At 60.7% G+C, this 25,817-nt stretch carries 24 protein-coding genes and 4 tRNA genes; 15 read left to right on the forward strand and 13 right to left on the reverse strand.

Going from position 1 to position 25,817, the window contains the following annotated elements:
- Positions 1-82 precede the first annotated feature (82 nt).
- Positions 83-3,016: a DUF748 domain-containing protein gene (locus tag J3P79_RS22590; protein ID WP_434605749.1), complete on the forward strand. Its 2,934-nt coding sequence runs from the start codon at positions 83-85 to the stop codon at positions 3,014-3,016.
- 1 nt (position 3,017) lies between these two features.
- The gene (locus tag J3P79_RS22595) at positions 3,018-3,314 is read left to right on the forward strand and encodes a DUF2845 domain-containing protein (RefSeq protein WP_434605751.1); all 297 of its coding nucleotides are present in this window, start codon (positions 3,018-3,020) and stop codon (positions 3,312-3,314) included.
- A gap of 284 nt (positions 3,315-3,598) precedes the next feature.
- Here J3P79_RS22595 and J3P79_RS22600 read toward each other — a convergent pair whose 3' ends face one another.
- Complete coding sequence (locus J3P79_RS22600; RefSeq protein WP_434605753.1) at positions 3,599-3,952, reverse strand: BON domain-containing protein; 354 nt, start codon at positions 3,950-3,952, stop codon at positions 3,599-3,601.
- A 320-nt stretch (positions 3,953-4,272) separates the two neighbouring features.
- Complete coding sequence (locus J3P79_RS22605) at positions 4,273-4,695, reverse strand: pilin (protein WP_198725931.1); 423 nt, start codon at positions 4,693-4,695, stop codon at positions 4,273-4,275.
- A gap of 225 nt (positions 4,696-4,920) precedes the next feature.
- Here J3P79_RS22605 and pilB point away from each other — a divergent pair, with 225 nt between their 5' ends.
- From pilB to yacG, 5 genes are read left to right on the forward strand one after another with little or no spacing between them, the layout of a single operon-like run.
- Entirely contained in the window at positions 4,921-6,621 is a 1,701-nt protein-coding gene (pilB, locus tag J3P79_RS22610) for a type IV-A pilus assembly ATPase PilB (RefSeq protein ID WP_434605755.1), read from the forward strand.
- 2 nt (positions 6,622-6,623) lie between these two features.
- Complete coding sequence (locus J3P79_RS22615; protein ID WP_039593870.1) at positions 6,624-7,841, forward strand: type II secretion system F family protein; 1,218 nt, start codon at positions 6,624-6,626, stop codon at positions 7,839-7,841.
- Between the two features lies 1 nt (position 7,842).
- Positions 7,843-8,712, forward strand: coding sequence for a prepilin peptidase (locus J3P79_RS22620; protein ID WP_434605757.1), 870 nt, complete (start codon positions 7,843-7,845; stop codon positions 8,710-8,712).
- Positions 8,712-9,335: a dephospho-CoA kinase gene (gene coaE / locus J3P79_RS22625; protein ID WP_434605759.1), complete on the forward strand. Its 624-nt coding sequence runs from the start codon at positions 8,712-8,714 to the stop codon at positions 9,333-9,335. The genes J3P79_RS22620 and coaE overlap by 1 nt, the downstream gene beginning before the upstream one ends.
- A complete protein-coding gene (yacG, locus tag J3P79_RS22630) occupies positions 9,332-9,538 on the forward strand; it encodes a DNA gyrase inhibitor YacG (RefSeq protein WP_045156976.1) in 207 nt (68 codons plus the stop codon). Before coaE ends, yacG begins: the two co-directional genes overlap by 4 nt.
- A 3-nt stretch (positions 9,539-9,541) precedes the next feature.
- Here yacG and J3P79_RS22635 read toward each other — a convergent pair whose 3' ends face one another.
- Positions 9,542-9,757 carry a hypothetical protein gene (locus tag J3P79_RS22635; RefSeq protein WP_030140257.1) on the reverse strand — a complete coding sequence of 72 codons (216 nt, stop codon included), beginning with the start codon at positions 9,755-9,757 and terminating at the stop codon, positions 9,542-9,544.
- Positions 9,758-9,820: 63 nt separating this feature from the next.
- Positions 9,821-10,507 carry an energy-coupling factor ABC transporter permease gene (locus J3P79_RS22640; RefSeq protein WP_434605762.1) on the reverse strand — a complete coding sequence of 229 codons (687 nt, stop codon included), beginning with the start codon at positions 10,505-10,507 and terminating at the stop codon, positions 9,821-9,823.
- Between the two features lie 145 nt (positions 10,508-10,652).
- On the opposite strand from J3P79_RS22640, the gene J3P79_RS22645 reads away from it, so the two are divergent.
- The 4 genes from J3P79_RS22645 (at position 10,653) to J3P79_RS22660 (ending at position 13,397) form a co-directional block, all read left to right on the forward strand.
- Positions 10,653-11,279 carry a DUF1780 domain-containing protein gene (locus J3P79_RS22645; protein WP_030140261.1) on the forward strand — a complete coding sequence of 209 codons (627 nt, stop codon included), beginning with the start codon at positions 10,653-10,655 and terminating at the stop codon, positions 11,277-11,279.
- Positions 11,276-11,803, forward strand: a complete 528-nt coding sequence (locus J3P79_RS22650; RefSeq protein ID WP_434605764.1) for an MOSC domain-containing protein — start codon at positions 11,276-11,278, stop codon at positions 11,801-11,803. The genes J3P79_RS22645 and J3P79_RS22650 overlap by 4 nt, the downstream gene beginning before the upstream one ends.
- A 52-nt stretch (positions 11,804-11,855) precedes the next feature.
- A complete protein-coding gene (locus J3P79_RS22655) occupies positions 11,856-12,029 on the forward strand; it encodes a DUF3094 family protein (RefSeq protein WP_039593877.1) in 174 nt (57 codons plus the stop codon).
- 69 nt (positions 12,030-12,098) lie between these two features.
- Positions 12,099-13,397, forward strand: a complete 1,299-nt coding sequence (locus J3P79_RS22660) for an NAD(P)/FAD-dependent oxidoreductase (protein WP_434605766.1) — start codon at positions 12,099-12,101, stop codon at positions 13,395-13,397.
- A gap of 77 nt (positions 13,398-13,474) precedes the next feature.
- Here J3P79_RS22660 and J3P79_RS22665 read toward each other — a convergent pair whose 3' ends face one another.
- The 8 genes from J3P79_RS22665 to rluD form a co-directional block, all read right to left on the reverse strand.
- Positions 13,475-15,100: a methyl-accepting chemotaxis protein gene (locus J3P79_RS22665; RefSeq protein WP_434605768.1), complete on the reverse strand. Its 1,626-nt coding sequence runs from the start codon at positions 15,098-15,100 to the stop codon at positions 13,475-13,477.
- A gap of 154 nt (positions 15,101-15,254) precedes the next feature.
- A tRNA-Pro gene (locus J3P79_RS22670) sits at positions 15,255-15,331 on the reverse strand.
- Positions 15,332-15,425: 94 nt separating this feature from the next.
- A tRNA-Lys gene (locus J3P79_RS22675) sits at positions 15,426-15,501 on the reverse strand.
- 5 nt (positions 15,502-15,506) lie between these two features.
- Positions 15,507-15,583 (reverse strand) — tRNA-Pro (locus J3P79_RS22680).
- Positions 15,584-15,590: 7 nt separating this feature from the next.
- Positions 15,591-15,666: transfer RNA gene (locus J3P79_RS22685), tRNA-Asn, on the reverse strand.
- Positions 15,667-15,981: 315 nt separating this feature from the next.
- Complete coding sequence (clpB, locus tag J3P79_RS22690) at positions 15,982-18,546, reverse strand: ATP-dependent chaperone ClpB (RefSeq protein WP_434605770.1); 2,565 nt, start codon at positions 18,544-18,546, stop codon at positions 15,982-15,984.
- A gap of 130 nt (positions 18,547-18,676) precedes the next feature.
- On the reverse strand, positions 18,677-19,402 hold the full coding sequence (pgeF, locus tag J3P79_RS22695; protein ID WP_434605772.1) for a peptidoglycan editing factor PgeF: 726 nt from the start codon (positions 19,400-19,402) through the stop codon (positions 18,677-18,679).
- Positions 19,399-20,361 (reverse strand): 23S rRNA pseudouridine(1911/1915/1917) synthase RluD, encoded by a 963-nt coding sequence (gene rluD, locus J3P79_RS22700; protein ID WP_434605774.1) that lies wholly within the window; start codon positions 20,359-20,361, stop codon positions 19,399-19,401. Before rluD ends, pgeF begins: the two co-directional genes overlap by 4 nt.
- Positions 20,362-20,512: 151 nt before the next feature.
- Between rluD and J3P79_RS22705 the strand changes: the two genes are divergently transcribed.
- From J3P79_RS22705 to J3P79_RS22720, 4 genes are all read left to right on the forward strand, one after another.
- On the forward strand, positions 20,513-21,529 hold the full coding sequence (locus tag J3P79_RS22705; protein WP_434605776.1) for an outer membrane protein assembly factor BamD: 1,017 nt from the start codon (positions 20,513-20,515) through the stop codon (positions 21,527-21,529).
- 124 nt (positions 21,530-21,653) lie between these two features.
- On the forward strand, positions 21,654-21,887 hold the full coding sequence (locus tag J3P79_RS22710) for a PP0621 family protein (RefSeq protein WP_434605777.1): 234 nt from the start codon (positions 21,654-21,656) through the stop codon (positions 21,885-21,887).
- Complete coding sequence (locus J3P79_RS22715) at positions 21,877-23,463, forward strand: two-component system sensor histidine kinase NtrB (protein ID WP_434605779.1); 1,587 nt, start codon at positions 21,877-21,879, stop codon at positions 23,461-23,463. Before J3P79_RS22710 ends, J3P79_RS22715 begins: the two co-directional genes overlap by 11 nt.
- 65 nt (positions 23,464-23,528) lie before the next feature.
- Positions 23,529-24,806: a sigma-54-dependent transcriptional regulator gene (locus J3P79_RS22720; RefSeq protein ID WP_434611583.1), complete on the forward strand. Its 1,278-nt coding sequence runs from the start codon at positions 23,529-23,531 to the stop codon at positions 24,804-24,806.
- 184 nt (positions 24,807-24,990) lie between these two features.
- Here the strand turns inward: J3P79_RS22720 and J3P79_RS22725 are convergent, their stop codons facing one another.
- Positions 24,991-25,356, reverse strand: coding sequence for a DUF6124 family protein (locus J3P79_RS22725; RefSeq protein WP_434605781.1), 366 nt, complete (start codon positions 25,354-25,356; stop codon positions 24,991-24,993).
- Between the last annotated feature and the right edge of the window lie 461 nt (positions 25,357-25,817).

The following is a 25,817-nucleotide window of genomic DNA, read 5'->3' on the forward strand; positions in this document are numbered from 1 at the left end:
TCTCATAAAGCACAGTGGCTTCGGAACCGTAAACGCATGCCATACTCCAAGGCACTCCGATTCATACCAGACGAAGCCACACATGCCCAAAGGATTGATTCGCGCTTTCGGCGCCCTGTTGACCGCACTGGCCCTCTATAGCCTGTTGGGTTTCCTGATCTTGCCGGGCATTGCCCTGCGCATAGCCAATCAGCAACTGGCCGCCCATGCCACGGTGCCCGCCCAGATCCAGCGCATCGAACTCAACCCTTTCAGCCTTGAATTGACCTTGTGGGGCTTGATGATCGGCGAGCCGGGCAAGGAGCAGGTCGGCTTCGAACGCCTTTACGCCAACCTGCAAGCCGACAGCCTGTGGACCGGCGCCCTGCACCTGGCGGACATCGAACTGGACAAGCCCAAGACCGACGTGGTGTTCGCCAAGGACGGTCAACTGAACCTGCTGGGCCTGTTCAAGCTGCCGCCCAGCGAGCCAACCCCGGCCGACCCGCAGGCCAAGCCGTTTCCCCTGCGAGTGGATCGGATCAAGCTCGCCAGCGGCTACGTGCATTTTCAGGATCTGCGCCCCAGCGAGCCCATCGAGTTCCTTTACGACACCCTCGATTTCGAGCTGAAAAACCTCAGTACATTGCCCGACGACAGTGCCGACATGACCCTGGTGGCCATAGGCCCCAACGGTGGACAGCTCGACTGGTCCGGTAACTTCAGCCTCACCCCGATTGCCTCCGAAGGCACGATCAAGATCACTGGCGGCCAGATGAAAGCCTTTTGGCCCTACGTACGCGACGCGGTGCCGCTGGTGCTGGAAAACGGCGTGCTGGACCTCAGCACCGATTACAAGCTGAACCTCGCCAAGGGCACGGATCTGCTGCTCAGCAATGCGGCCGTCAGCGTCGCGCCCTTCGCCATGAAGGCGCCTGATGGCCGCCCGCTGGCAAGGCTGGAGCGCCTGGACGTCAGCGAAACCTCGCTGGACCTGGCGAAACAGCAGGTCATCGTCGGCAAGATCCGCAGCCAGAAGCTGGAAACCTGGGCCGCTCGTGAAGCAGACGGACAATTGGACTGGCAGAAGCTCTTCGCCAGCCAGCCGGCCAAACCGCAGGTCAAGGCCGAGCCGGCGTCGGCCCCGGCAGCCGCCGACTCGCCCAAGCCGGAGCCGACAACGCCCAGCAAGCCATGGCAAGTGATGTTGAAAGACGTGCAGTTGCGCAACTACCAAGTGCACCTGGCCGACCGCCAGGCACAGCCGCCCTTGGCCTTGGAAGTCGGCCCGCTGAACCTCGACCTGCAAAACTACGACACCCTCAACGGCTCGCCCTTCAACCTCAAGCTCGATACCGGGCTCGGCAAGCAGGGCAAGATTCTCGCCGACGGCGTGGTCAACCTCAACCCGGTCACCGCAAAGCTCAACGTCAAGACGCAGGACATCGACCTGCGAGTCGCCCAGGCCTACATCAACCCGTTCATTCGCCTGGAGCTGCGCTCCGGGATGCTCGGCAGCGATCTGGTGGTGGACCTCAAGAGCACCGAGCCGTTGGCATTGGCCGTCACCGGTCGAGCCCAGGTCGATCAGTTGCACACGCTCGACACACTCAAGACCCGCGACTTCCTCAAATGGCAACGCCTGGAACTCCAGGGCCTCAACTACCAGCACGGCGACAGCCTGTCGATCGACAAGGTCAATCTGTTCCAGCCCTACGCGCGCTTCATGATCAACGACGATCGCACCACCAACGTCGACGATTTGTTGATCCCGCAACCGGCCGACAGCCCGGCCAAGAACACCGCGGCCAAACCGGCGTCGAAGGAAAAGCCGCTGGGCATTCACGTCGGGGCCATTGCCATCAACGACGGCTCGGCCAACTTTGCCGACTTCAGCCTGACGCCGAACTTCGCCACGGCCATCCAGCAACTCAACGGTGAGATCGGCACCATCGACAGCCGACAGGCCAAGCCCGCGACGGTGGACGTCAAAGGCAAGGTCGACCGCTACGCACCCGTGACCATCAAGGGTGCGGTCAATCCCTTCGACCCGATGGCCAGCCTCGACATCGCCACCAGTTTCAAGCGGGTCGAGTTGACGACCCTGACGCCCTACTCCGGCAAGTTCGCCGGCTATCGCATCCGCAAGGGCCGGCTCAATCTCGACCTGCACTACCGGATCACCAAGGGCCAGCTCCAGGCCGACAACAAAGTCGTGGTCGAACAGTTGCAACTGGGGGAAAAGGTCGACAGCCCGGACGCCGTCAGCCTGCCGCTGAAACTGGCCGTCGCGCTGCTCAAGGACTCCGAGGGAAAAATTTCCATCGAACTGCCGGTTTCCGGTGACCTCAATGACCCGCAGTTCAGTGTCATGCCGATTGTCTGGCAAACCTTGCGCAATCTGGTGGTCCGCGCGGCCCAGGCGCCCTTCAAGCTGATCGGCGGGCTGGTGGCAGGCGGCGGCTCGGAAGACTTGGGCAGCGTGGCATTCGCCCCGGGGTCCAGCGACCTGAGCCAGGAGAACGAAAGCGTGCTGCTCAAGTTGTCCGAAGCCTTGGGCAAACGACCGGAGCTGCGCCTGGAGATCGAAGGCACCGCCGCCGAAAGCAGCGACGGCCCGCTGCTCGCCGCCCAGCGCCTGGAGCGCGAATACCAGTACAACTACTACAAGATGCTGCAACGCCGTGGCGACAAAGTCCCGGCCAAGGCTTCCTTGCTGCAGGTACCCGAAGATGAAAAGGCCCCGCTGCTGGAGGGCATCTATCGCACACGCCTGAAGACCCAGCCACCGGCCGAATGGACGCAACTGGATAAAAAGGCTCGCATCGACAAGCTCCGTGAAGGGGTCATCAAGTTCTGGAGCGGCAGTGATGCGCTGTTGCGCGAACTGGGCCAGGAGCGGGCGAGCAGCATCAAGGACTTCCTGGTCGACAAGGGCAAGCTGGCCGATGACCGCGTGTACTTCATCGACGCCAGCCTCGGCCAGGCCGAAAAAGACGGCACCGTCATCACGCCAATGCATCTGGATGCGGAATGAAATGAAATACCTGTACGGACTCGGCCTGGGCTTGTTGCTTGCCAGCGGCCATGCCTCGGCCGCTACAACGCTGCGCTGTGGTAGCCATCTGGTCAGCGTCGGCGATCGCTCGAGCGAGGTGTTGCGCAAATGTGGCGAGCCGGCGGCGCGGGATGGCCTGGGCTACAAACGCAGCGTCAACCGCCGGGAAGAGTACCCGGTGGAAGAATGGACCTACGGGCCCAATAGCGGGATGTACCAATACTTGCGCTTCGAGGGCAATCGGCTGGTGGAAATTACCAGCAACCGGGGGCGGTGACTGTCCCAACGCTATCGCGAGCAAGCTCGCTCCCACAGGGGCCGGGTTGTTCCTGGAAGAATGCGGTCAAATGTGGGAGCGCGCTTGCTCGCGATGGGGGCAACCTGGTTTCCCCAGGCTGGCTCACCTTCTCTTTTCCAGAATAGAACAGGCCCCCGGCACGAATGCCGGGGGCCTGTAATGGCCACGTCCGTGTGGCCTTTCGCATGAACTCCAAAGCGACGGCAAGCGTAAAACCCAGCCCGTTTGCCGCGCCTTCTCCCGTCCAGGCGAGAAGCCTTTCCTTACTCGGATTTCAGGCCGTCAGCCGATACGTCCTTGACGCCTTTGATTTTCTTGGTGATCGCGACGGCGGTGTCTTTCTGCGCATCGCTCAAGACAGTGGTCGAAGACAGGGACACGACGCCCTTGTTGGTCTCAACCTTGATGTCGGAGCCTGGAATGCCTTTCTCGGTGACCAGGTCGGCTTTGACCTTGGTGGTGATCCAGGTATCGGAAACGTCTTCCTTAGCCTCTGTCACTTCGCCCGCAGCCAGCATCATCGGGGCCTGAGTTGCTTGAGTGGTCTCGGCGAAAGCGCTAGCCATGGTCAGGGTCAGTGCAGTGGCAGCAGCGGCAGTGATAGCGAACTTCTTCATACGAGTAACTCCTGTTTTTCTCAGAAACTGCCGCAAGTGCATCGCGGCAGGTTGTCAGGAGTAGTGCGAAGGCTGTGCCAGTTTTGAAACAATGTAAAAGTCTTTATTAATCAGTAAGTTAAGCGAAGCGGTTTTTTTCGTTATCATGCAAATTGCATGACCGAGGGATTTGGTACATGCAAGTTGCGGGTTTCGATGGGTTGCTAAGCTTATGAATTCTTGAGGTTTATTTTAAGGAGGGGAATTGCTCATTCTGTAATTTGACAAAGCCCCGCAGATGCGGGGCTTCGCTTGGGTCTGCTCGAATGGCCTTGTTGTCGTTAAGAAGCAGGAGCGGCGCCCGTACAGCCAGCTGGCAGGAATTCCTGAGCGGCTGTCGAGGCGCATGTCCAGACACCCTCAGCAGACCGGGAGAGGGTAATAGTCCTACCCAAAACAGGGGCCGGTGCATTCAAGAGTGCGCACGCAATACTGCCCGTCCCAGCCGATGCGGTGCCCGAAACGGTCATGGTGCAGTTACTGGTGGGCGACGTGCCACCAATGTTCGCCAAGGTCGGGTTGGTGCCCTGATTCATGACATCCTCAAACGCCACCCTCAGGGCAGAAACTTCAGCCAACCCCGCCGTCGCCTTGGCCCGTGCCTGATACCGGGAATACTGCGGCAACGCAAACGTTGCCAGGATCCCAATGATCGCCACCACGATCAGCAGCTCGATCAGCGTAAAACCCTTTTGCTTTCTCATAGACATCTCCCATGCATGAGTCGAAATCTCATGACCTGAAACGGCCATTGCAGAGCGCATGCCAACCCTGGAAGCCCCGCCAATCAAGGCTTTCCCGTCTGCAAAAGACCTACGTGCTTCCCCAACAACCGCACTATCTGACGCTTTTTGTCACCTCTGCGCGCTGGTCAGGCACCGATGCTTGACTAGGCTATAAATCAAGAACAGTCCGCGTCCGGTATCCCCATGAATGACATCGCCCTCAGCGGCCTGGCCAAGCAATTGGTGTTGGCTGAACTGATCACCGAACAAAGCGCGCAGGAGGCTTTTCAACAGGCCCAGCGCAATCGGGTGCCCCTGGTCAGTTATCTGGTGCAGAACAAAATGATCCAGAGCCGCCAGGTGGCGGAAATCGCCTCGGAGCATTTCGGTATCGCCCTGCTGGACCTCAACAGCCTCGACAAGGACAACCAACCCACCGGCCTGGTCAGCGAAAAGCTGGTGCGCCAGCATCACGCGCTGCCGCTATGGCGGCGCGGCAACAAGCTGTACGTGGGTATTTCCGATCCCACCAATCATCAGGCCATCAATGACATCCAGTTCAGCACCGGCCTGACCACCGAAGCCATACTGGTGGAAGACGACAAGCTCAGCGACGCCATCGAGAAATTCTTCGAATCCAGCAGCACCGGGCTGGAGGGCATGGCGGATGTCGATCTCGACGGCCTGGACATCGAGTCGATCGACGACCGCAAGCAGGACACCATCGCCGGTCAGGACGGCGACGATGCGCCCGTGGTGCGCTTCGTCAACAAGATGCTGTTGGATGCCATCAAGGGTGGCTCTTCCGACTTGCACTTCGAGCCCTATGAAAAAACCTACCGGGTGCGGGTGCGTACCGACGGCATGCTGCGGGAGGTCGCCAAGCCCCCTATCCAACTGGCCAACCGCATCGCCGCGCGCCTGAAAGTCATGGCAAGCCTGGACATTTCCGAGCGACGCAAGCCTCAGGACGGCCGGTTGAAGATGCGCCTGTCGAAAACCAAGTCCATCGACTTCCGGGTCAATACCCTGCCCACGCTCTGGGGCGAAAAAGTGGTCATCCGGATCCTCGATCCTTCCAGCGCGCAAATGGGCATCGACGCCCTGGGCTACGAACCGGAGCAGAAAGACCTGTACATGACAGCCCTCAAGCAACCGCAAGGGCTGATCCTGGTGACCGGGCCGACCGGCTCGGGCAAGACCGTGTCGCTCTATACCGGCCTGAACATCCTCAACACCGTGGACATCAATATTTCCACGGCCGAGGACCCGGTGGAGATCAACATGGAGGGCATCAACCAGGTCAATGTGAATCCGCGCCAGGGCCTGGATTTTGCCCATGCCCTGCGCTCGTTCCTGCGCCAGGACCCGGACGTGATCATGGTCGGTGAAATCCGCGACCTGGAAACCGCCGAAATCGCCATCAAGGCCGCCCAGACCGGGCACTTGGTGTTGTCCACACTGCATACCAACAGCGCCGCCGAAACACTGATCCGCCTGCAGAACATGGGCATCCCCGGCTTCAACATCGCCACGGCGGTGCACTTGATCATTGCCCAGCGTCTGGCGCGCAAGCTGTGTGCCCAGTGCAAGAGAGCCATCGAGATTCCCGAGGAAACCCTGCTCAAGGAAGGTTTCCCCCGGGAACGCATCGGCTCATTCACGATCTATGAGCCGGTCGGTTGCGAACAGTGCAACAACGGCTACAAGGGTCGCGTGGGGGTATACGAAGTGGTGAAGAACACGCCTGAGCTGCAACGGCTGATCATGGCCGAGGGCAACTCCCTGGAAATCGACCTGCAAATGCGCAAGGACGGCTTCAATGACTTGCGCACCTCGGGGCTGTTCAAAGTGATGCAAGGCATCACCAGCCTCGAAGAAATCAACCGGGTCACCAAGGATTGAACATGGCGGTCAAGGCAGTAAAAACCGACGTCTATACGTGGGAAGGCAAAGACCGCAAAGGCACGAAAATGTCCGGCGAACTGACCGGCCAGAGCCCGGCACTGGTCAAGGCACAGCTGCGTAAACAAGGCATCAATCCGGGCAAGGTTCGCAAGAAATCCACGTCGATATTCAGCAAGGGCAAGCGCATCAAGCCGCTGGACATCGCCCTGTTCACCCGCCAGATGGCGACGATGCTCAAGGCCGGCGTGCCGCTGTTGCAGGCGTTCGACATCATTGGCGAGGGCTTCGACAATCCGAACATGCGCAAGCTGGTGGACGAGGTGAAACAGGAAGTCGCCGCTGGTAACAGCTTCGCCGCCTCGCTGCGCAAGTGCCCACAGTATTTCGATGAGTTGTATTGCAACCTGGTGGACGCCGGCGAGCAGGCCGGCGCCCTGGACACGCTGCTGGACCGCGTCGCGACCTACAAGGAAAAAAGCGAAGCCCTCAAGGCCAAGATCAAGAAGGCCATGACCTACCCTGCCGCGGTAATCGCCGTCGCGGCGGTGGTCACGAGCATCCTGCTGATCAAGGTCGTGCCGCAGTTCGAGTCGGTCTTCTCAGGCTTTGGGGCAAAACTGCCGGCCTTCACGCTGATGGTCATCGGCTTGTCGGAGTTCCTGCAAGAATGGTGGTGGGTACTGCTGGGCGGGCTGGTGGGTGGATTTTTCGGCGTCAAACAAGCGCTCAAGCGCTCCCAGGCCTTTCGAGATTGGCGAGACAAATGGCTGCTCAAGCTGCCCTTGGTCGGCGCCTTGATGTACAAGTCCGCCGTGGCTCGCTACGCCCGTACGCTGTCGACGACGTTCGCCGCCGGCGTGCCACTGGTCGAAGCCCTCGATTCTGTGTCGGGCGCCACCGGCAACGTGGTGTTCAAGCGTGCGGTGCAACGCATTCGACAGGATGTCTCGACCGGCATGCAGTTGAATTTCTCGATGCGTACGTCCGGCATATTTCCGAACCTGGCAATCCAGATGACCGCCATCGGCGAAGAATCCGGCGCGCTGGACGACATGCTCGACAAGGTGGCAAGTTTTTATGAAGCCGAAGTGGATAATCTGGTGGACAACCTCACCAGCCTGATGGAACCCTTCATCATGGTCATCCTGGGGGTGGTCGTCGGCGGCCTGGTGGTTGCCATGTACATGCCCATCTTCCAACTCGGCTCTGCGATCTGACATGCCCTTGAGCGAATTCTTCGTGCTTTACCCCTTGGCGTTCGTGCTCACTGCACTGCTGCTCGGGCTGATCATCGGCAGTTTTCTCAATGTGCTGGTGTGGCGCCTGCCGAAGATGCTCGACCGCGAATGGCGCCTGCAAGCCCAGGACCTGCTGGGCCTGCCGGCGCAAGCCCCTGGTCCGGTCTACAACCTGATGCTGCCCCATTCCCAATGCCCCCATTGCGGCCACCGTATCCGGGCCTGGGAAAATATCCCGCTGTTGAGCTACCTGATGCTGCGCGGCCGCTGCTCAAGCTGCGCCGCGCCCATCGGCAAGCGCTACCCGCTGACCGAACTGGCCTGCGGCGCGCTGTCGGCGTTCGTTGCCTGGCACTTCGGCTTCGGCTGGCACGCCGCGATGGCGATGGTGCTGAGTTGGGGCCTGCTGTCGATGAGCCTGATCGACGCCGAGCATCAACTGCTGCCCGACTCCCTCGTATTGCCATTGTTGTGGCTGGGGCTGATCGTCAACAGCTTCGAGCTGTTCGTCTCGCTGCACCAGGCACTGTGGGGCGCGGTGGCGGGTTATCTGGCGCTGTGGTCGGTGTTCTGGGTCTTCAAGCTGATCACCGGCAAGGAAGGCATGGGCTACGGCGATTTCAAGCTGCTGGCGATGCTGGGTGCCTGGGGTGGCTGGCAAATCCTGCCACTGACACTGCTGCTGTCTTCGCTGGTGGGCGCTGTCGTCGGCATCATTGTGCTGCGCATGCGGGATGCGCCGACATCGACACAGATCCCCTTCGGCCCCTATCTGGCGATTGCCGGCTGGATTGCGTTGCTCTGGGGTGGTCAAATAACCGACTTCTATTGGCAGTCAGTCGGTTTCTAATGAACAGCCCTGCGAAAAAACCCTGGATTCTCGGCCTTACCGGTGGCATCGGCAGCGGCAAGAGCGCGGCCGCCCAGCACTTTATCGACCTGGGCGTGCACGCGGTCGATGCCGACCATGCGGCGCGCTGGGTAGTCGAACCTGGACGTCCGGCACTGGAAAAAATTGCCGAGCACTTCGGTCCTGGCGTGTTGCAGGCAGACGGCGCGCTGGATCGGTCGGCGCTGCGCACGCTGATCTTCGAGAATGCCGATGAGCGTCGGTGGCTCGAAACGCTGCTGCACCCGCTGATTGCCGACGAAATCGCCCACCACCTGGGCCAGGCACAATCGCCCTATGCGATCCTCGTATCACCGCTGTTGATCGAGTCGGGACAATACGCGATGACCCAGCGGATCCTGGTGATCGACGCGCCTGAACGATTGCAGATCGAACGCACCTTGCAGCGCGACCAGACCAGCGAACAGCAGGTCCAGGCGATCCTCAAGGCCCAATCCAGCCGCCAGGACCGCCTGAGCCATGCCGACGATGTAGTGGTCAACGACCGCGACCTCGCCTGGCTGCACAGCGAGGTCGAGCGCCTGCATCACTTTTACCTTACCTTGCGTGGAGGCCAACCATGAGCCAACCCCCAATCGTCGATTGCCCAACCTGTGGCGCCCCGGTGGAATGGACCCCTGAAAACAAATTCCGGCCGTTCTGTTCAGATCGCTGCAAGCTGATCGACCTGGGCGCCTGGGCCTCGGAAGAACACAAGATCCCCGTGGCCCCGGATGCCGAGGATGAGTTGTTCAGCGAAGACTTCAATCCTCGTTCCCACCATTGATCCTCAGGGCCGCATGAAACCGTAATCCTGGCTATCGTCGAGATTCTCCGCCAGGAAACTCAGCTCATCGGCCAGGTCATCCACACTGCGGACGGTCTTGCTCTGCTGCACGATGGCACTGAGCAGGGCCCGCAGGCTCAAGCCCGGATCGAATCCGATTTCCATCGCTGCATCGTGACTACGCCGGATTTCCTGCCTCGCCCACTCATAAACACTCATGTTGGCACTCCTGAAAGTTTTCCAAAGCATGAAGGGCGGCAGGCGGCCCAGCCTTGACGTGAATCAAGGCTTGTCGTCATCGTTCCAGGGCGCCGACAGATAGCGCGTGCGGTTGAAAGTCTCCAGCCATTCCGGGCTGAACACCACCAATGCGCTGACCACCATGCCGTTGATGAAGGCCTCGGGGAAGATGATCAACCAGAGGTAGCCAATGAAATCCTCCAGCCAGTAAGGCATGACGAAAATGCCGTCATGCCAGAGCAGGCCCAGCCCCAGCAGCAGGCAGACCAGCGCCGAAAGCGCGGCCGCCAGGAACCCGGAACAGAAGATATACACGAACAAATTGCGCGGTTGGGCACGCTCCACCAGGATCGCGCAGCATTCGGTGATCAGCACCGGCAAGAGAATCAACAGCGCGCCATTGATACCAACGGCCATCAGGTCCTGGCGCCCCAACAGCACCAGCGCAAGCTGGGCGATAAGCCCGCCAAGGATCGCCAGCGGCCAGTCCAGCAGCAAGGTAACGGCAGTCAGGCCGATGAAGTGATACGAGACGCCAGTGTCGAAGTCGCGCCGTACCAGCCACAACATGAACAGGGCGAACACCGTACCAAACAGCAGGTGCTGGCGGCGGCTGTCGGTAAACAGCTCGACCCACGGCGCCCGCGCCACCGCCCAGGCTATCGCCGGCACATAGATCAGCCAGCCAACCGCCAGGGTCTGCGGCGAGAGCAACTCGGCACCGATCATCGATCAACTCCTTTGGCATGCCCTTGCATCAGGGACTCCGTCGTAGCCCTGAGATTCAAGCCGGCAGTCTACACCCGCGCACGTGGGCGCCATTAATCAACGCAACGCTTTGGGCTTGTAGCAATTGAACGCTAAGCTTGGGCTCATGGATGATTCCGATTATTTACGCCTGCTGACCATCGCGGCCGAGCAAGCCAACGCCTTTCTCTCCAATGCCCGCAAATGGGAGCGTGAGCGTTGGGTCTGCCAGCGCCTGCTGCAAGGGCTGAACGTGCCTTATCGCGCCGATGAGTTCGCCCCCGCCGGTGAGCCGCCAGACGTGTTGTTCCGCGATGCGAATTTCGAAGTGTTTTTTGTGCTCGATGAAGGCCGTCGTCTCAACGACGAGTGGCGCGACGAGCTGCAGCGTCGCCGCAGCGCCTTTTCCCTGAGCCAGTTGGTGCGGCGCGAGGCCAAGCCCCGACGGATTCCGGCCAATGAGTTCCTGATGAGGTTGGCACCGACCCTGCGCAAGAAAGCCCACAACTACACCGAGCGCGGCATGGACCTGGGGGAGCTGGACATCATCGCCTTCGCCAGCCTCAAGCGCGAAGTCCTGGACCTCAACAGCCATTTCCCGCCGCCGACCGAATACCTGCGCCAGGGCTGGCGCTCGTTGTCGCTGGTTGGGCCGACCTTCGCCCGGGTGCTGTTCGCCCACCCCGATGCACCGGATTTCCTGCGGGGCAACCTGGGCCGTAGCATCGTCTTCGATGTGGGGATCAGTCTGTGAGTCCATTGCAGGAACTGATCGCCGCCGTGCCACAACAAGGCCGTGTGCGCTGGATCGGTGTGCGTCCCCAGGGCCATGCGCCGATGGTCGAACTGGATGCCGTAGAGGCGCGCCTGGAGGCCGGATTGACCGGCGACCACGCCCGCCCCGGCATTCGCAATGCGCGGCAAGTGACGTTGATTCAATGGGAGCACCTGGCCGTGATCAGTTCACTGATGGGCCGTCCCGAGGGTCAGCCGGTGCAGCCTCAAGAACTGCGGCGCAATATTGTGGTAAGCGGGATCAACCTGTTCAGCCTCAAGGGCCGGCGTTTTCGCATCGGCCAGGCGATCTTCGAAACCACCGGCTGGTGCCAACCCTGTGCACGACTGGAACGAAACCTAGGCGAAGGCACGTTCCAGGCCGTACGCGGCCATGGCGGAATTACCGCGCGGGTGCTACAAAGCGGAATCATTCGCCTGGATGACAGCCTGGCCGTCGAACCTGTCCCGGCGAGCGGCTACGCTACTTTCAATGCCGGATAGCCGGACGCTGTAACGTCTTCACATTCCGCAACGTCTACCTGACGAGGCCAATATGACCAGCCGCCTGAACCCAGATGACCAGAAGCATGTCGAAGAGTACCTGCAACTGTCCCAGCACCGAGTCGAGCGCCGGCCTTTCCGGCCGTGGATGCTCCTGGTGGTGGTACTGGCCATCACGATAGGCCTGGGCCTGTTGAGCCGTTTGATCAGTTACCTGACGCTATGAGCCGCTTTTTATCATCGACGCTCGCGCAGGTAACGGCACCGAATTCCTTTAGCCTTGCGAGATATCCCCATGACTCATCGTATTGTCATCGTTGGCGGCGGCGCCGGCGGTCTGGAGTTGGCTACCCGTCTGGGTAAGACTCTGGGCAAACGTGGCACGGCCAGCGTAATGCTGGTCGACGCGAACCTGACCCACATCTGGAAACCGCTGCTGCACGAAGTCGCCGCCGGTTCCCTCAACTCCTCCGAAGACGAACTCAACTACGTCGCCCAGGCAAAATGGAACCACTTCGAGTTCCAGCTGGGGCGCATGAGCGGCCTGGATCGAGAGAACCAAAGAATCCAACTGGCCGCCACCTATGACGAGGCGGGCGTAGAACTGTTGCCGGCCCGGGAACTGGCCTACGACACGCTGGTGATCGCGGTGGGCAGCACCACCAACGATTTCGGCACCGAAGGCGCGGCGCAACACTGTCTGTTTCTCGACACCCGCAAACAGGCCGAGCGCTTCCACCAGCAACTGCTTCACCACTACCTGCGTGCCCATGCCGGGCAGACCGATATCGTCGAGCGCATCAGCGTCGCCATCGTCGGAGCGGGCGCGACCGGCGTCGAACTCGCGGCCGAGCTGCACAACGCCGCCCACGAATTGCATGCCTACGGCCTGGACCGGATCAAACCGGAGAACATGCACATCACCCTGATCGAGGCGGGCCCACGTGTCTTGCCAGCCCTGCCGGAACGCATCGGCGGGCCGGTGCACAAGACCTTGGAAAAGCTCGGCGTCAACGTGATGACCAACGCCGCCGTCAGCCAGGTGACCGCCGACAGCCTGATCACCGCGGATGGCAAAGTGATCGATGCGAGCCTGAAAGTCTGGGCGGCCGGGATTCGTGCGCCAGAATTCCTCAAGGAGATCGATGGGCTGGAGACCAACCGGATCAACCAGCTGCAAGTGCTGCCGACGCTGCAGACCACTCGCGACGAAAACATCTTCGCCTTCGGCGATTGCGCCGCCTGCCCGCAGCCGGGTAGCGACCGCAACGTTCCGCCACGGGCCCAGGCCGCGCACCAGCAAGCCTCGCTGCTGGCCAAATCGCTGAAGCTGCGGATCGAAGGCAAGGCCCTGCCGGCATACAAATACACCGACTACGGCTCGCTGATCTCGCTGTCGCGCTTCTCGGCGGTGGGCAACCTGATGGGCAACCTGACCGGCAGCGTGATGCTGGAAGGCTGGCTGGCGCGGATGTTCTACGTGTCGCTGTATCGCATGCACCAGATGGCGTTGTACGGCATGTTCCGCACGGCGATGCTGATGCTGGGCAGCAAGATCGGGCGCGGGACCGAGCCTCGGTTGAAACTGCATTGAGGCCTTGTTGACGATTGTGCTGGATCAGCAGTATTGGTGCTGACTGATCCACCATCATCGTCAGTACTTAATCTCAATCAAACCTGAAACCGCTGCACCATCGTGCGCAGCGAATTCGCCAGTTGCGACAGCTCATGGCTGGACGCACTCGTCTGGTCCGCCCCAGTGGCCGACCGCACGGACAGATCACGAATATTGACCAGGTTGCGATCCACCTCGCGGGCCACTTGTGCTTGCTCCTCGGCGGCGCTGGCGATCACCAGGTTACGTTCGTGGATCTGGTGCACCGACGCGGTAATGGTCTGCAATGCCTCGCCCGCCCGTTCCGCCATCGCCAGTGTACTCGCCGCACGGCTGGAGCTGGCCTGCATGGAATCGAGCGCCTGGGTGGCGCCGGTGCGCATGCCTTGGACCATCTGTTCGATTTCCTGGGTCGATTGCTGCGTGCGATAAGCCAATGCCCGCACTTCGTCGGCGACCACCGCAAAACCACGACCGCTCTCCCCTGCCCTGGCCGCCTCGATGGCCGCATTCAAGGCCAGCAGGTTGGTCTGCTCGGCAATAGCCCGGATCACATCCAGCACCTTGCCGATGTCCTGGGACTGGCTGGCCAGTGACTGCACCAGGCCACCTGTAACCTGCACGTCATCGGCAAGCGCGCTGATGGCCTCGACGGTGTCGCTGACGCGTTCCTGCCCCAACGTCGCCGACTCACTGGATTGGCGGGTGGCGTCGGAGGTGGAAACGGCGTTGCGCGCGACTTCCTCCACGGCGGTGGTCATTTCAGTAACGGCGGTGGCGGCCTGTTCGATTTCATTGTTCTGCTGTTGCAGGCTCTGGGTGCTGTCGAGCGTGACCGCATTCAGCTCATCGGCCGCGGTTGCCAGTTGAGCCGCAGAGCCACTGATACTTTGCAAGGTCTGACGGAGGTTCTGCTGCATCGTGGCCAAGGCCTTGAGCAAACGACTCACTTCATCGTTGCCATGGGTCTCGATCGGGCGGGTCAAGTCGCCCCGTGCCACGTTCTCCGCCGCATTCACCGCCTCGCCCAAGGGCCTGACGATACTGCGGGTCAGCAGCATCGCCAGGACGACCGTCGCCAGGGCGGCCAGCACGACGAACAGGCTGACGATCATTCGCGAGTTGACGTAGTGCTCCTGGGATTTCTGGCTCTCGATCGATACCTGCCTGGAGAACAATTCCGCCAGATCATTGAGCTGCTTGCCCGACCCGTCGACCACGGTCTTCATGTCCACCAGCAACAGCTTGATCAGCTCATCCCGACGCCCCTGCTCCGCCAAGGTGAACGATTGGGCAATGCCCGAACGGTAGGCGGCGAAGGTCTGCTTGAACTGGTCATAAATGGCCTTGCCTTCCGGCGTGACGACCAGCTTGTCGTAACTGGCGATCTTTTCGCTCAGTTCTTTATCGCGGGTATCCATCTGGCCGCGATACACCGCAATGTTCTTCGGGTCCTGGTCCAGGGCCATGCGCAGGGAAATGGTGCGAATGCGCAGCATCAATTCACGAATTTCGTCACCGCCACGGATGCTGGGCAGCCATTGGGTTTCCACCGCGACCTCGCTGTCGCGGATGCTCGACATCTGTCCCAGCGCAAATACCCCGAGCAGCGCCACGAGTACGGCAATCAAGGCAAAACCCAGCGCGGCACGGCGGGCGATATTCAATTGGCGAAGGAACATGTCGGGCGCCTTTTCTTGTTGTTGGCCTGAAGGAGGGCGATCAATCAGTGCCCTGTCGGCGGGTTATCGGCAGGTTGTACGACGACTTGAAACCATCTGCTTTTTTCGCGGGCAAAAAAAATCCCCGTATCTTTCGATACGAGGATTTTTAATATGGTCGGGGTAAGGGGATTCGAACTCCTGACATCCTGCTCCCAAAGCAGGCGCGCTACCGGACTGCGCTATACCCCGGTAAAAAAAAGGCGACCTTTACAAGTCGCCTTCCTCGATCAGCGCTTTTGGCCTCTGATCTTAAGATTCGATTCCAGCGAACTGGTTTCAAAAATGGTGGGTCGTGTGGGATTCGAACCTACGACCAATTGGTTAAAAGCCAACTGCTCTACCAACTGAGCTAACGACCCAAATATGGTCGGGGTAAGGGGATTCGAACTCCTGACATCCTGCTCCCAAAGCAGGCGCGCTACCGGACTGCGCTATACCCCGATTGAAATGGCTCCGTGACCAGGACTCGAACCTGGGACCCAATGATTAACAGTCATTTGCTCTACCGACTGAGCTATCACGGAACTGATATTTCAAGTTACTGCAATTTACCGCTACAGCGTTGAAGCTTGCTTCAACCTCTTCGACTCGTTTGCATCGCTGCGTTCGTGTGTCTGAGGCGCGCTATTCTACAATCTTCAAAACCTCTGTCAACCCCTTAAATTGCTTTCAAGACAATGATTTGCAACTTATTTTAGGTTCCTTCCCGGAGAGAAGTCGCCCTTGGGGTGACGTACTGCGGGGCGCACTTTACAAGTCTTTTCCTTTGAGTTCAACGGCCTGATGAAAAAAATGGCCTCGCAAGGCGAGGCCATTCCAATATCCGGCTGTGCCGGCCTTCAGTTGAAGACGATTTCGTCGTTCTCCACCGTACCGGTCACGGTTTCGCCCGGCATGAAGCGACCCGACAGAATCAACTGCGCCAACGGGTTTTCGATCCAGCGCTGGATCGCTCGTTTAAGCGGCCGTGCGCCATAGACAGGGTCGTAACCCACCGCGATCAGCTTGTCCAATGCCTCGTCGCTCAGTTGCAGCTTCAGTTCGCGCTCGGTGAGGCGGCTGCGCAGGCGACCCAGCTGGATCTCGGTAATGCCAGCGATCTGATCGCGAGCCAGCGGCTCGAAGATCACCACTTCGTCGACGCGGTTGATGAATTCCGGCCGGAAGTGCGTTGAGATCGCGTCCATGACCGCAGCACGTTGCGCCTCACGGTCTCCCACCAACTCCTGGATCTGCGTCGAGCCCAGGTTGGAGGTCATCACGATCACCGTGTTGCGGAAGTCCACCGTGCGCCCGTGGCTGTCGGTCAGGCGACCGTCCTCCAGCACCTGCAGCAGGATGTTGAACACGTCAGGGTGCGCCTTCTCGACCTCATCGAGCAGGATCACCGAATACGGCTTGCGACGCACGGCCTCGGTCAGGTAGCCGCCCTCTTCATAGCCGACATAGCCCGGCGGTGCGCCGATCAAGCGAGCCACGGAATGCTTCTCCATGAACTCGGACATGTCGATGCGCACCATTGCCTCCTCGGTATCGAAGAGGAATTCGGCCAGTGCCTTGCACAATTCGGTCTTACCCACACCGGTCGGGCCGAGAAACATGAACGAGCCGCTCGGACGGTTAGGGTCCGACAAACCGGCGCGGGACCGGCGCACGGCGTTGGACACCGCCACCACTGCTTCTTCCTGGCCAATCACACGCTGGTGCAACAGGCTTTCCATTTTCAGCAGCTTGTCACGCTCGCCCTCGAGCATCTTCGAGACCGGAATGCCGGTCCACTTGGACACCACTTCGGCAATTTCTTCCTCGGTAACCTTGCTGCGCAGCAACTGGTTTTCGCTCTTGCCGTGCTGGTCGACCATTTGCAGGCTGCGCTCCAGGTCCGGGATCACCCCGTACTGCAGCTCGGCCATGCGGTTGAGGTCGCCTTTACGACGGGCCGCTTCCAGTTCCTGGCGGGACTGTTCGATCTTCTGCTGGATCTGCGCCGAGCCCTGGACTTCGGCTTTTTCCGAGTTCCAGATTTCCTCGAGGTCGGAATACTCACGCTCGTGACGAACGATTTCTTCCTGCAACCTTTCCAGACGCTTCTTCGCCGCTTCGTCGCTTTCTTTCTTCAGGGCCTGGGACTCGACCTTGAGTTGAATCAGGCGCCGCTCCAACCGATCCAGCACTTCAGGCTTGGAGTCGATTTCCATGCGGATGCGGCTTGCGGCCTCGTCGATCAGGTCGATGGCCTTGTCCGGCAATTGACGGTCGGTGATGTAGCGATGGCTAAGCTTGGCCGCCGCGATGATCGCGCCATCGGTGATCGCCACTTTGTGGTGAACCTCGTAGCGCTCCTTCAGGCCGCGCAAGATGGCGATGGTGTCTTCTTCACTCGGCTCATCCACCAGCACTTTCTGGAAGCGCCGCTCAAGGGCAGCGTCCTTCTCGATGTACTGGCGATATTCATTGAGCGTGGTCGCACCGACACAATGGAGCTCGCCGCGGGCCAGCGCGGGCTTGAGCATGTTGCCGGCGTCCATCGAGCCCTCGCCCTTGCCGGCGCCGACCATGGTGTGCAGTTCGTCGATGAACAGGATGATCTGCCCTTCCTGCTTCGACAGTTCATTGAGCAGGGCCTTGAGCCGTTCTTCGAACTCGCCGCGATACTTGGCGCCGGCAATCAGCGCCCCCATGTCCAGGGACAACAGGCGTTTGCCCCGCAGACCATCGGGCACTTCACCGTTGATGATGCGCTGGGCCAAGCCTTCGGCAATGGCAGTCTTACCCACGCCGGGCTCGCCGATCAGTACCGGGTTGTTCTTCGTGCGCCGTTGCAAGACCTGGATGGTGCGACGGATCTCATCGTCACGGCCGATCACCGGGTCGAGCTTGCCTTCCTCGGCGCGTTTGGTCAGGTCGACCGTATATTTATCCAGGGCCTGACGGGCTTCCTCGTGGTTAGGGTCGTTGACCGCATCGCCGCCACGCAGGTTATTGATTGCATTTTCCAGGGCTTTCTTGCTCACGCCCTGGCCGAGCAACAATTTGCCGAGCTTGCTGTTTTCATCCATCGCAGCAAGCAGCACCAGCTCGCTGGAAATGAACTGGTCGCCCTTCTGCTGGGCCAGGCGGTCGGCCTGGTTGAGCAGCCGCGCCAAGTCCTGGGACATGTTCACGTCACCGGTCGGATTCTGGATTTTAGGGAGCTGGTCAAGTTCCTTGGCCAACTCTTTGCGCAGGCTGTTGACGTCAAAGCCCACTTGCATGAGCAGCGGCTTGATGGAGCCGCCCTGCTGTTCGAGCATGGCTTGCATCAAGTGCGCTGGCTCGATACTGGGATGATCCAGGCCGACGGCCAGGGACTGGGCGTCGGACAAGGCCAACTGTAATTTGCTGGTTAAACGATCAATACGCATGGGTCACCTTCCTAATAAGCAGGCCGGACCTAAAGAAACATCCTGAATGAAGAAACCTGCCAGATACCGTTATAGATGTGGTCGATTCTGGAAGATTCAAGCAGCGCGCTGTTGATACAGATCAGGGAGTCTAGCGTTCGAGCCAGATCAAGGAAGCGAAGCGACCGGTGCGGGCGTTGCGGCGGTAGGAAAAGAAGCGTGGGTCGTTCACTGTGCACAAGCCGCCACCGTACACGGCGGTAACGCCCCGTGCCGCCAGGCGCAGGCGCGCCAGCGCGTAGATATCGGCCAGGAACTTGCCGTCGTTATGGCTGGGCAGGAAGGCCCGTTCTGCGTCGGTGTGCTGCGCGATAAAGGCTTCGCGCACTTCCGGCCCGACTTCGAACGCTTGCGGACCGATGGCCGGGCCGAGCCAGGCAAGGATTTCATCCGCAGGCACTGCAAGGCTATCGAGGGTGGCTTCCAACACGCCGTTCGCCAACCCGCGCCAACCGGCGTGAGCCGCCGCGACGTGGGTTCCGGCGCGGTTGCAGAACAATACCGGCAAGCAATCCGCCGTCATTGCCGTGCAAGCGATGCCCGGCGTGGTGCTCCAGCTCGCATCGGCGGTGGCGACCCGAGCAGGATCTGCCTCGACCACGTCAATGCCGTGGACTTGCTGCAGCCAAGCCGGAGTGATCGAGAAATGATCGGTGAGGCGGCGACGGTTTTCGGCCACGGCCGCAGGGTCGTCGCCGACATGGTCGCCCAGGTTGAGGCTGTCGAACGGCGCCAGGCTGACGCCGCCCTCGCGGGTGGTGACGCAGGCCTTGACCCGGGCTGGCGCGGGCCAGTCGGGTATCAGCCAGTCATTCATCCGATGAACGCCTCGCGGTCCTGCTTGAGCAACGTCAGCAGCCAGACGAAATCATCCGGCAACGGCGATTCCCAACTCATGCGCTTGCCGGTCGTCGGGTGATCCAGCTCCAGGAAACGCGCGTGCAGCGCCTGGCGCGGGAAATTCTTCAGCGATTCGACCATGGTCTGGCTGGCGGCCGGCGGAATGCGGAAACGACCGCCGTAGGCCGGGTCGCCCACCAATGGGAAATTGATGTGGGCCATGTGCACACGGATCTGGTGGGTCCGCCCGGTTTCCAGCTTGACTCGCACGTGGGTGTGGGAACGGAAGCGTTCAAGCACGCGGTAATGGCTGACCGCCTGCTTGCCACCTTCCATCACCGCCATGCGCTGGCGTTGCTGGCCGTGACGGCCGATCGGTGCGTTGATCTTGCCGCCGGCGGTGACCACGCCGATCACGATGCACTCATAGATGCGGCTGACGCTGCGGCTTTGCAGCTGTGTGACCAACTGTGTCTGCGCCTGGATGGTCTTGGCGACCACCATCAGGCCGGTGGTGTCCTTGTCCAGACGATGCACGATACCGGCGCGTGGCACATTGATGATGCCGGGCACATGGTGCAACAAGGCGTTGAGCAAGGTCCCGTCGGCATGACCGGCCGCCGGGTGGACCACCAGGCCCGCAGGCTTGTTGATCACCAGGATGTCGTCGTCTTCATAGACGATGTCCAGGGCAATGTCCTGGGCGACCCATTCTCCCTGGGCCTCCTGTTCGGCGGTCAGCTCGAGGATGGCGCCGCCATGGACGATGTCGCGCGGACGGATCACCGCCCCGTCCACTGTCAGGCGACCGTCCTTGATCCAGGCGGAAAGGCGCGAGCGCGAGTGCTCGGCGAAGAGTTGGGCGGCGACTTGATCGAGGCGTTGGCCGCCCAAATCGGACGGCACCTCTGCGCGAAGTTCTATTTTATCGGACATGCTCGGACTGGGCGTCGGCACAGCCTTTGGTTTCGGCTGCGCGCTTGTGGTTAAATACGGCGTCTTTTGCCCCGAGGCTTTTCAACGGGGCGCTCATCATAACAGGACGGCCCCGCCCAAGACAGCGGCCGTCATAGGGACGCAAGCCGCCATGCAAGTGAAACACCTGCTGCTGATCGCCATCCTCGCATTGACTGCTGCTTGCTCGTCGAAGGAAGTCGTAGACGAAAACCTGAGCGAAGTCGAACTGTACCAACAGGCGCAGAACGACCTGGACAACAACAGCTATACCAGCGCCACCGCCAAGCTCAAGGCGCTGGAGTCGCGGTATCCGTTCGGTCGCTACGCCGACCAGGCCCAGCTGGAGTTGATCTACGCCAACTACAAGAACGCCGAGCCGGAAGCTGCCAAGTCCGCCGCCGAGCGCTTCATTCGTCTGCATCCGCAGCACCCGAACGTCGATTACGCCTACTACCTCAAGGGCCTGACCTCCTTCGACCAGGACGTCGGCCTGCTGGCGCGCTTCCTGCCGCTGGACATGACCAAGCGTGACCCGGGCGCCGCGCGCGACTCCTACAACGAGTTCGCCCAGCTGACCAGCCGCTTCCCCAACAGCCGTTATTCGCCGGATGCCAAGCAGCGCATGATCTACCTGCGTAACCTGCTGGCTTCCTACGAAATCCACGTGGCTGATTACTACCTGACTCGCCAGGCCTACGTCGCCGCCGCCAACCGTGGCCGCTACGTGGTGGAAAACTTCCAGGAAACCCCATCGGTGGGCGACGGCCTGGCGGTGATGACCGAAGCCTACCAGCGCCTGCACCTGGACGACCTCGCGGCCACCAGCCTGGAAACCCTGAAGCTGAACTACCCTGACCACCCTTCCCTGGTCGACGGCCAATTCACGCCACGCGTCGCCGAAGCCGACAACCGTTCGTGGCTGAGCAAGGCGACCCTGGGCCTGATCGAGTCCCGTCCTCCGCTGCCGCCGGGCGAAACCCGCGCCAACCAGGATGTACAGCGTCAGTTCCAGGACGCGAAGGAAGCCATCCCGGACGAGCTCAAGCCAAAAGATGAAAATGGCGACGCGATCGAGGAAGAAGAACCTGAAAGCGAGTCCAGCGACCGCTCCTGGTTCAGCTACATGACCTTCGGCGTGTTCGACTGAGACGCGGTCCGATGTAAAGAAGGAGACTTGCGAGTCTCCTTTTTTGTGCCTGGGTTTTATTGCGCTGTGCGCCGTTCCTGTCCTTGGCTAAACTGCCTGATCTCTAGCCAAAAAGCCGCCCACCATGCTTCGTCTATTGTTCTGGATCGTATTGATTGCCGCCGCGATATGGCTGTGGCGCAAGTTCAAGGGCGCCTCTTCCGCGCCCAACTCGCCCCGGGAGCAGGATGCCCCGCCGATGGTGCGCTGCGCCCATTGCGGCGTGCACCTGCCGCGGGACCGGGCGCTGGCGCTCCAGCAACAATGGTATTGCAGCCAGGCTCATCTCGAGCAAGGCCCGGGCACTCGTGATCGCTGAGGAAGAACGCCCTCGCGTCAAACAGGCGCAGCGCCTGCTGCGTCTTTATCACCTGTACCGCCTCAGCATCGGCATCACGCTGGTGCTGTTGATTTCCAGCAACATGGACAACCGCCTGCTGGAGTTCGCCAAGGACGATCTGCTGCGCAGCGGCAGCTGGTTGTACCTGATCCTGAACATCCTGTTGGTCGTATTCCTCGAGAACACTCGCCACCCCGCCCGACTGTTTGGCCTGGCACTGACCGACATCTTGCTGCTGTCTTGGTTGTTCTTCGTCGCGGGCGGCGCTCCCAGCGCCATCGGTAATTTGATCATTGTCTCGGTGGCGATCGGCAATACCTTGCTGCGAGGCCGAATCGGCCTGTTACTCGCTGCCGTGGCCACCCTCGGCATCGTCGGCTCGACCTTCGTGCTCGGACTCAGTGACTCGAGCCGGCCCAGCAGTTATCTGCAGGCGGGAACCCTGGGCGCCTTGTGCTTTGCCGCTGCCTTGCTGGTGCAACGCCTGACCCGAAGACTGGAAGCCAGCGAAACCCTCGCCGAGCAACGGGCCAGCGAAGTGCTCAGCCTCGAAGCGCTCAACGCACTTATCCTGCAACGCATGCGCACCGGCATCCTGGTCCTGGACCGCCAACGCAGGGTACAACTGGCCAACGAAAGCGCCCTGAACCTGCTGGGTATGCATGACCTGATCGGCCAGCGGATCGATGACTCAAGCGCCTTGGTCGAACGGCTGCAATTGTGGCTGAACAACCCCAGCCTGCGACCACAAAGCCTGACCATCAGCGGCAGCGGCCTGACGCTGCAGCCCAGCTTCATCGCCCTGGGATCGCAGGACCAGCAGCAGATCCTGGTATTCCTCGAAGACCTGGCCCAGGTGGCCCAACACGCCCAGCAACTGAAACTCGCCTCCCTCGGGCGCCTGACCGCCGGTATTGCACATGAAATCCGCAATCCACTGGGGGCAATCAGCCACGCCGCGCAATTGCTGCGTGAGTCCGAGGAACTGAACGACGCAGACCGGCGTCTGACGCAGATTATTCAAGATCACTCCCAACGTATGAACCGCGTCATCGAGAATGTCCTGCAGCTGTCCCGCCGCCAGCAAACCGCGCCGCAACGCCTGGATCTACGTGCCTGGTTGGAGCAATTTGTCCAACAGACCCGGGAAAGCGCCGCGCAACATCAACAACTGCACCTGGACATCGCCCCGGGTGACTACATCACCCTGATGGACCCCGACCAATTGGCCCAAGTGCTGGACAACCTGCTACGCAACGCCTGGCGCCACAGCGCGATGGCCCATGAACGGGCCGAAGCCTGGCTGGAGCTATTCTTCGACCCGCACAGCCAATTGGCGACACTGGACATCCGCGACAACGGCCCCGGCGTGACGCCCGGCCAGCAGGCGCACTTGTTCGAACCTTTTTTCACCACCAGCAACCAGGGCACCGGCCTTGGACTCTATCTGTCCCGTGAGCTGTGCGAAAGCAACCAGGCCCGCCTAGACTTCAAACCACGCCAAGGCGGCGGCTGCTTTCGCATCACCTTTGCTCACGGACGGAAACAGATTTGAATACACGCTCACGGCAACGAATCCTGATCGTCGATGACGAGCCGGACATCCGCGAACTCCTGGAAATGACCCTGGGACGGATGAAACTCGACACCCGCAGCGCCAAGAACCTGGCCGAGGCGCAATCCACGCTGGCAGACGAAACCTTCGATCTGTGCCTGACCGACATGCGCCTGCCCGATGGCACCGGCCTGGAACTGGTGAAACACATCCAACACTGTTATCCCCAACTGCCCGTGGCAATGATCACCGCCTACGGCAGCCTGGAAGTCGCCATCGATGCCCTCAAGGCCGGCGCCTTCGATTTCCTGACCAAGCCCGTCGACCTGACCCGCCTGCGCGAACTCGTCGGCAGCGCCCTGCGCTTGTCACCGGGCACCACGCCCACCGCGACCGTAGAGCGCTGCCTGCTGGGCGACTCGCCACCGATGCGCAGCGTGCGCAATCACATCGAGAAACTGGCCCGCAGCCAGGCACCGGTGTACATCAGCGGCGAGTCTGGATGCGGCAAGGAGCTGGTCGCGCGCCTGATCCACGAGCAAGGCCCCCGTGCCAGCCAGCATTTTGTGCCGGTCAACTGCGGGGCGATTCCCATGGAACTGATGGAAAGCGAGTTTTTCGGCCACCGCAAAGGCAGTTTTACCGGTGCCATCGAAGACAAACCCGGACTGTTCCAGGCCGCTCACGGCGGAACGCTGTTTCTCGACGAAGTGGCCGACCTGCCGCTGACGATGCAGGTCAAGCTCTTGCGGGCCATTCAGGAAAAAGCAGTGCGCGCCGTTGGGGGGCAGCAGGAAGAAGTGGTGGACGTACGAATTCTCTGCGCCACCCATAAAGACCTGGACGCCGAAGTCGCCGCTGGGCGCTTTCGCCAGGATCTCTATTACCGACTGAACGTCATCGAACTGCGCGTCCCGCCCCTGCGCGAACGCCGGGAAGACATTGAGCCGCTGGCTAACTACATGCTTCAGCGCCTGGCCGCCACCACTGGCAACCCGGCGGCAAAGCTGCATCCCGCCGCACTGGACGCCCTGCGCAATTACCGTTTCCCCGGCAATGTGCGTGAGTTGGAGAACATGCTGGAACGGGCCTACACCCTATGCGAACACCATCAGATCGAGGCCGATGACCTGCGCCTTGCCGAAAGCAATGGTGCTGGCGACGCGGCCAATCCCGATCTGGTACGGGTCGATAACCTGGAGGATTATCTGGAAGACGTCGAGCGCAAGGTTATTCTCCAGGCATTGGAGGAGACCCGTTGGAATCGCACGGCGGCGGCACAGCGGTTGAAGTTGTCGTTTCGGTCGATGCGGTATCGGTTGAAGAAGTTGGGGTTGGATTAGCTCATACGTGGGATCCATGCTGCCCCCGTGGCGAGGGAGCTTGCTCCCGCTGGGCTGCAACGCAGCCCTAATCTGGCAACTCGGTGTATCAGGCGGATCGAGTCGTTGCTGTTGGGGCTGCTGCGCAGCCCAGCGGGAGCAAGCTCCCTCGCCACATGGGTTGTGATTACCGCAGAGGCGTCTTCTACCGTCCGGCCACCGGCACCTGCTCGTCCAGCACTCGATTGGCGAGCAATTCACCCAGTTCAATCAGTTGCTGTACGCCCAGGGCGATTTGTCGTCGTGAGCCTTCAAGGTCGAAGGCCAGGTCGCTGATGGTGGCGTTGGCTGAGGCCAGGGTTTCGCTGAGGTTGGTGAGGAGGGATTCGGTGTCGATGCCATCCGCGACGGTGAATAGCTGGTTCGGAGCTGGTTTCTTTTTGATTTCAGGTTTCGGATCAAGGTAAGAGTCGATGGTGCGTTTGGTGGCTTCATCGAGCTGGGGGTGGTCAGGATCGCCCTGGGTTGATGAATGATCTTTTTCGGGGGGATTGGGTGTAACTTTGGCCATTTTGCATCTCCAAGTTTTGGAGCTGTCACCGGTCGCCGCGACGCGATTGGAGGTGGCAGCTGTACGCAGGTTCGCGGACCGAACTTGGAGCTTCGGCATACCCGAAGGTATCCCACGCACAGCCAGCCATGACAGAACGACAAATACCGAAGCACTGTCGTCGGCTGGAATTATGCACCAAGTTAGCGGGCCGCGACGCCCGGACGCTGAATTGGCAGCGACGGAAATAGGTTAGCGAGAGTTCTTCCCACCCGGCAACCGCCTGACCTTGTCGGATAATTCGGCTTGATTGAGGACGCTGTCCGACCATTCCCACAAATTTTGGCCAGCTGTTTAGGCCTCCATCGCTGGGGTGTATATCCGTTTCTGCGGTAACGGCTGCTGGCGGTTCCGCTCTTACAGCGGGTCACTTTTGGAAAAGCGCCAAAAGTAACCAAAAGCGCTTTGCCCCACCACTCGGC

This window comes from Pseudomonas sp. R1-7 (assembly GCF_051132105.1).
Taxonomy (GTDB): Bacteria; Pseudomonadota; Gammaproteobacteria; order Pseudomonadales; family Pseudomonadaceae; genus Aquipseudomonas.

Bases quoted from the DNA above. Each gene is read 5' to 3' on its own strand.
- J3P79_RS22590 (WP_434605749.1), top strand. From the start codon at position 83: ATGCCCAAAGGATTGATTCGCGCTTTCGGCGCCCTGTTGACCGCACTG.
- J3P79_RS22595 (WP_434605751.1), top strand. From the start codon at position 3,018: ATGAAATACCTGTACGGACTCGGCCTGGGCTTGTTGCTTGCCAGCGGC.
- J3P79_RS22600 (WP_434605753.1), bottom strand. From the start codon at position 3,952: ATGAAGAAGTTCGCTATCACTGCCGCTGCTGCCACTGCACTGACCCTG.
- J3P79_RS22605 (WP_198725931.1), bottom strand. From the start codon at position 4,695: ATGAGAAAGCAAAAGGGTTTTACGCTGATCGAGCTGCTGATCGTGGTG.
- pilB (WP_434605755.1), top strand. From the start codon at position 4,921: ATGAATGACATCGCCCTCAGCGGCCTGGCCAAGCAATTGGTGTTGGCT.
- J3P79_RS22615 (WP_039593870.1), top strand. From the start codon at position 6,624: ATGGCGGTCAAGGCAGTAAAAACCGACGTCTATACGTGGGAAGGCAAA.
- J3P79_RS22620 (WP_434605757.1), top strand. From the start codon at position 7,843: ATGCCCTTGAGCGAATTCTTCGTGCTTTACCCCTTGGCGTTCGTGCTC.
- coaE (WP_434605759.1), top strand. From the start codon at position 8,712: ATGAACAGCCCTGCGAAAAAACCCTGGATTCTCGGCCTTACCGGTGGC.
- yacG (WP_045156976.1), top strand. From the start codon at position 9,332: ATGAGCCAACCCCCAATCGTCGATTGCCCAACCTGTGGCGCCCCGGTG.
- J3P79_RS22635 (WP_030140257.1), bottom strand. From the start codon at position 9,757: ATGAGTGTTTATGAGTGGGCGAGGCAGGAAATCCGGCGTAGTCACGAT.
- J3P79_RS22640 (WP_434605762.1), bottom strand. From the start codon at position 10,507: ATGATCGGTGCCGAGTTGCTCTCGCCGCAGACCCTGGCGGTTGGCTGG.
- J3P79_RS22645 (WP_030140261.1), top strand. From the start codon at position 10,653: ATGGATGATTCCGATTATTTACGCCTGCTGACCATCGCGGCCGAGCAA.
- J3P79_RS22655 (WP_039593877.1), top strand. From the start codon at position 11,856: ATGACCAGCCGCCTGAACCCAGATGACCAGAAGCATGTCGAAGAGTAC.
- J3P79_RS22660 (WP_434605766.1), top strand. From the start codon at position 12,099: ATGACTCATCGTATTGTCATCGTTGGCGGCGGCGCCGGCGGTCTGGAG.
- J3P79_RS22665 (WP_434605768.1), bottom strand. From the start codon at position 15,100: ATGTTCCTTCGCCAATTGAATATCGCCCGCCGTGCCGCGCTGGGTTTT.
- clpB (WP_434605770.1), bottom strand. From the start codon at position 18,546: ATGCGTATTGATCGTTTAACCAGCAAATTACAGTTGGCCTTGTCCGAC.
- pgeF (WP_434605772.1), bottom strand. From the start codon at position 19,402: ATGAATGACTGGCTGATACCCGACTGGCCCGCGCCAGCCCGGGTCAAG.
- rluD (WP_434605774.1), bottom strand. From the start codon at position 20,361: ATGTCCGATAAAATAGAACTTCGCGCAGAGGTGCCGTCCGATTTGGGC.
- J3P79_RS22705 (WP_434605776.1), top strand. From the start codon at position 20,513: ATGCAAGTGAAACACCTGCTGCTGATCGCCATCCTCGCATTGACTGCT.
- J3P79_RS22710 (WP_434605777.1), top strand. From the start codon at position 21,654: ATGCTTCGTCTATTGTTCTGGATCGTATTGATTGCCGCCGCGATATGG.
- J3P79_RS22720 (WP_434611583.1), top strand. From the start codon at position 23,529: ATGACCCTGGGACGGATGAAACTCGACACCCGCAGCGCCAAGAACCTG.
- J3P79_RS22725 (WP_434605781.1), bottom strand. From the start codon at position 25,356: ATGGCCAAAGTTACACCCAATCCCCCCGAAAAAGATCATTCATCAACC.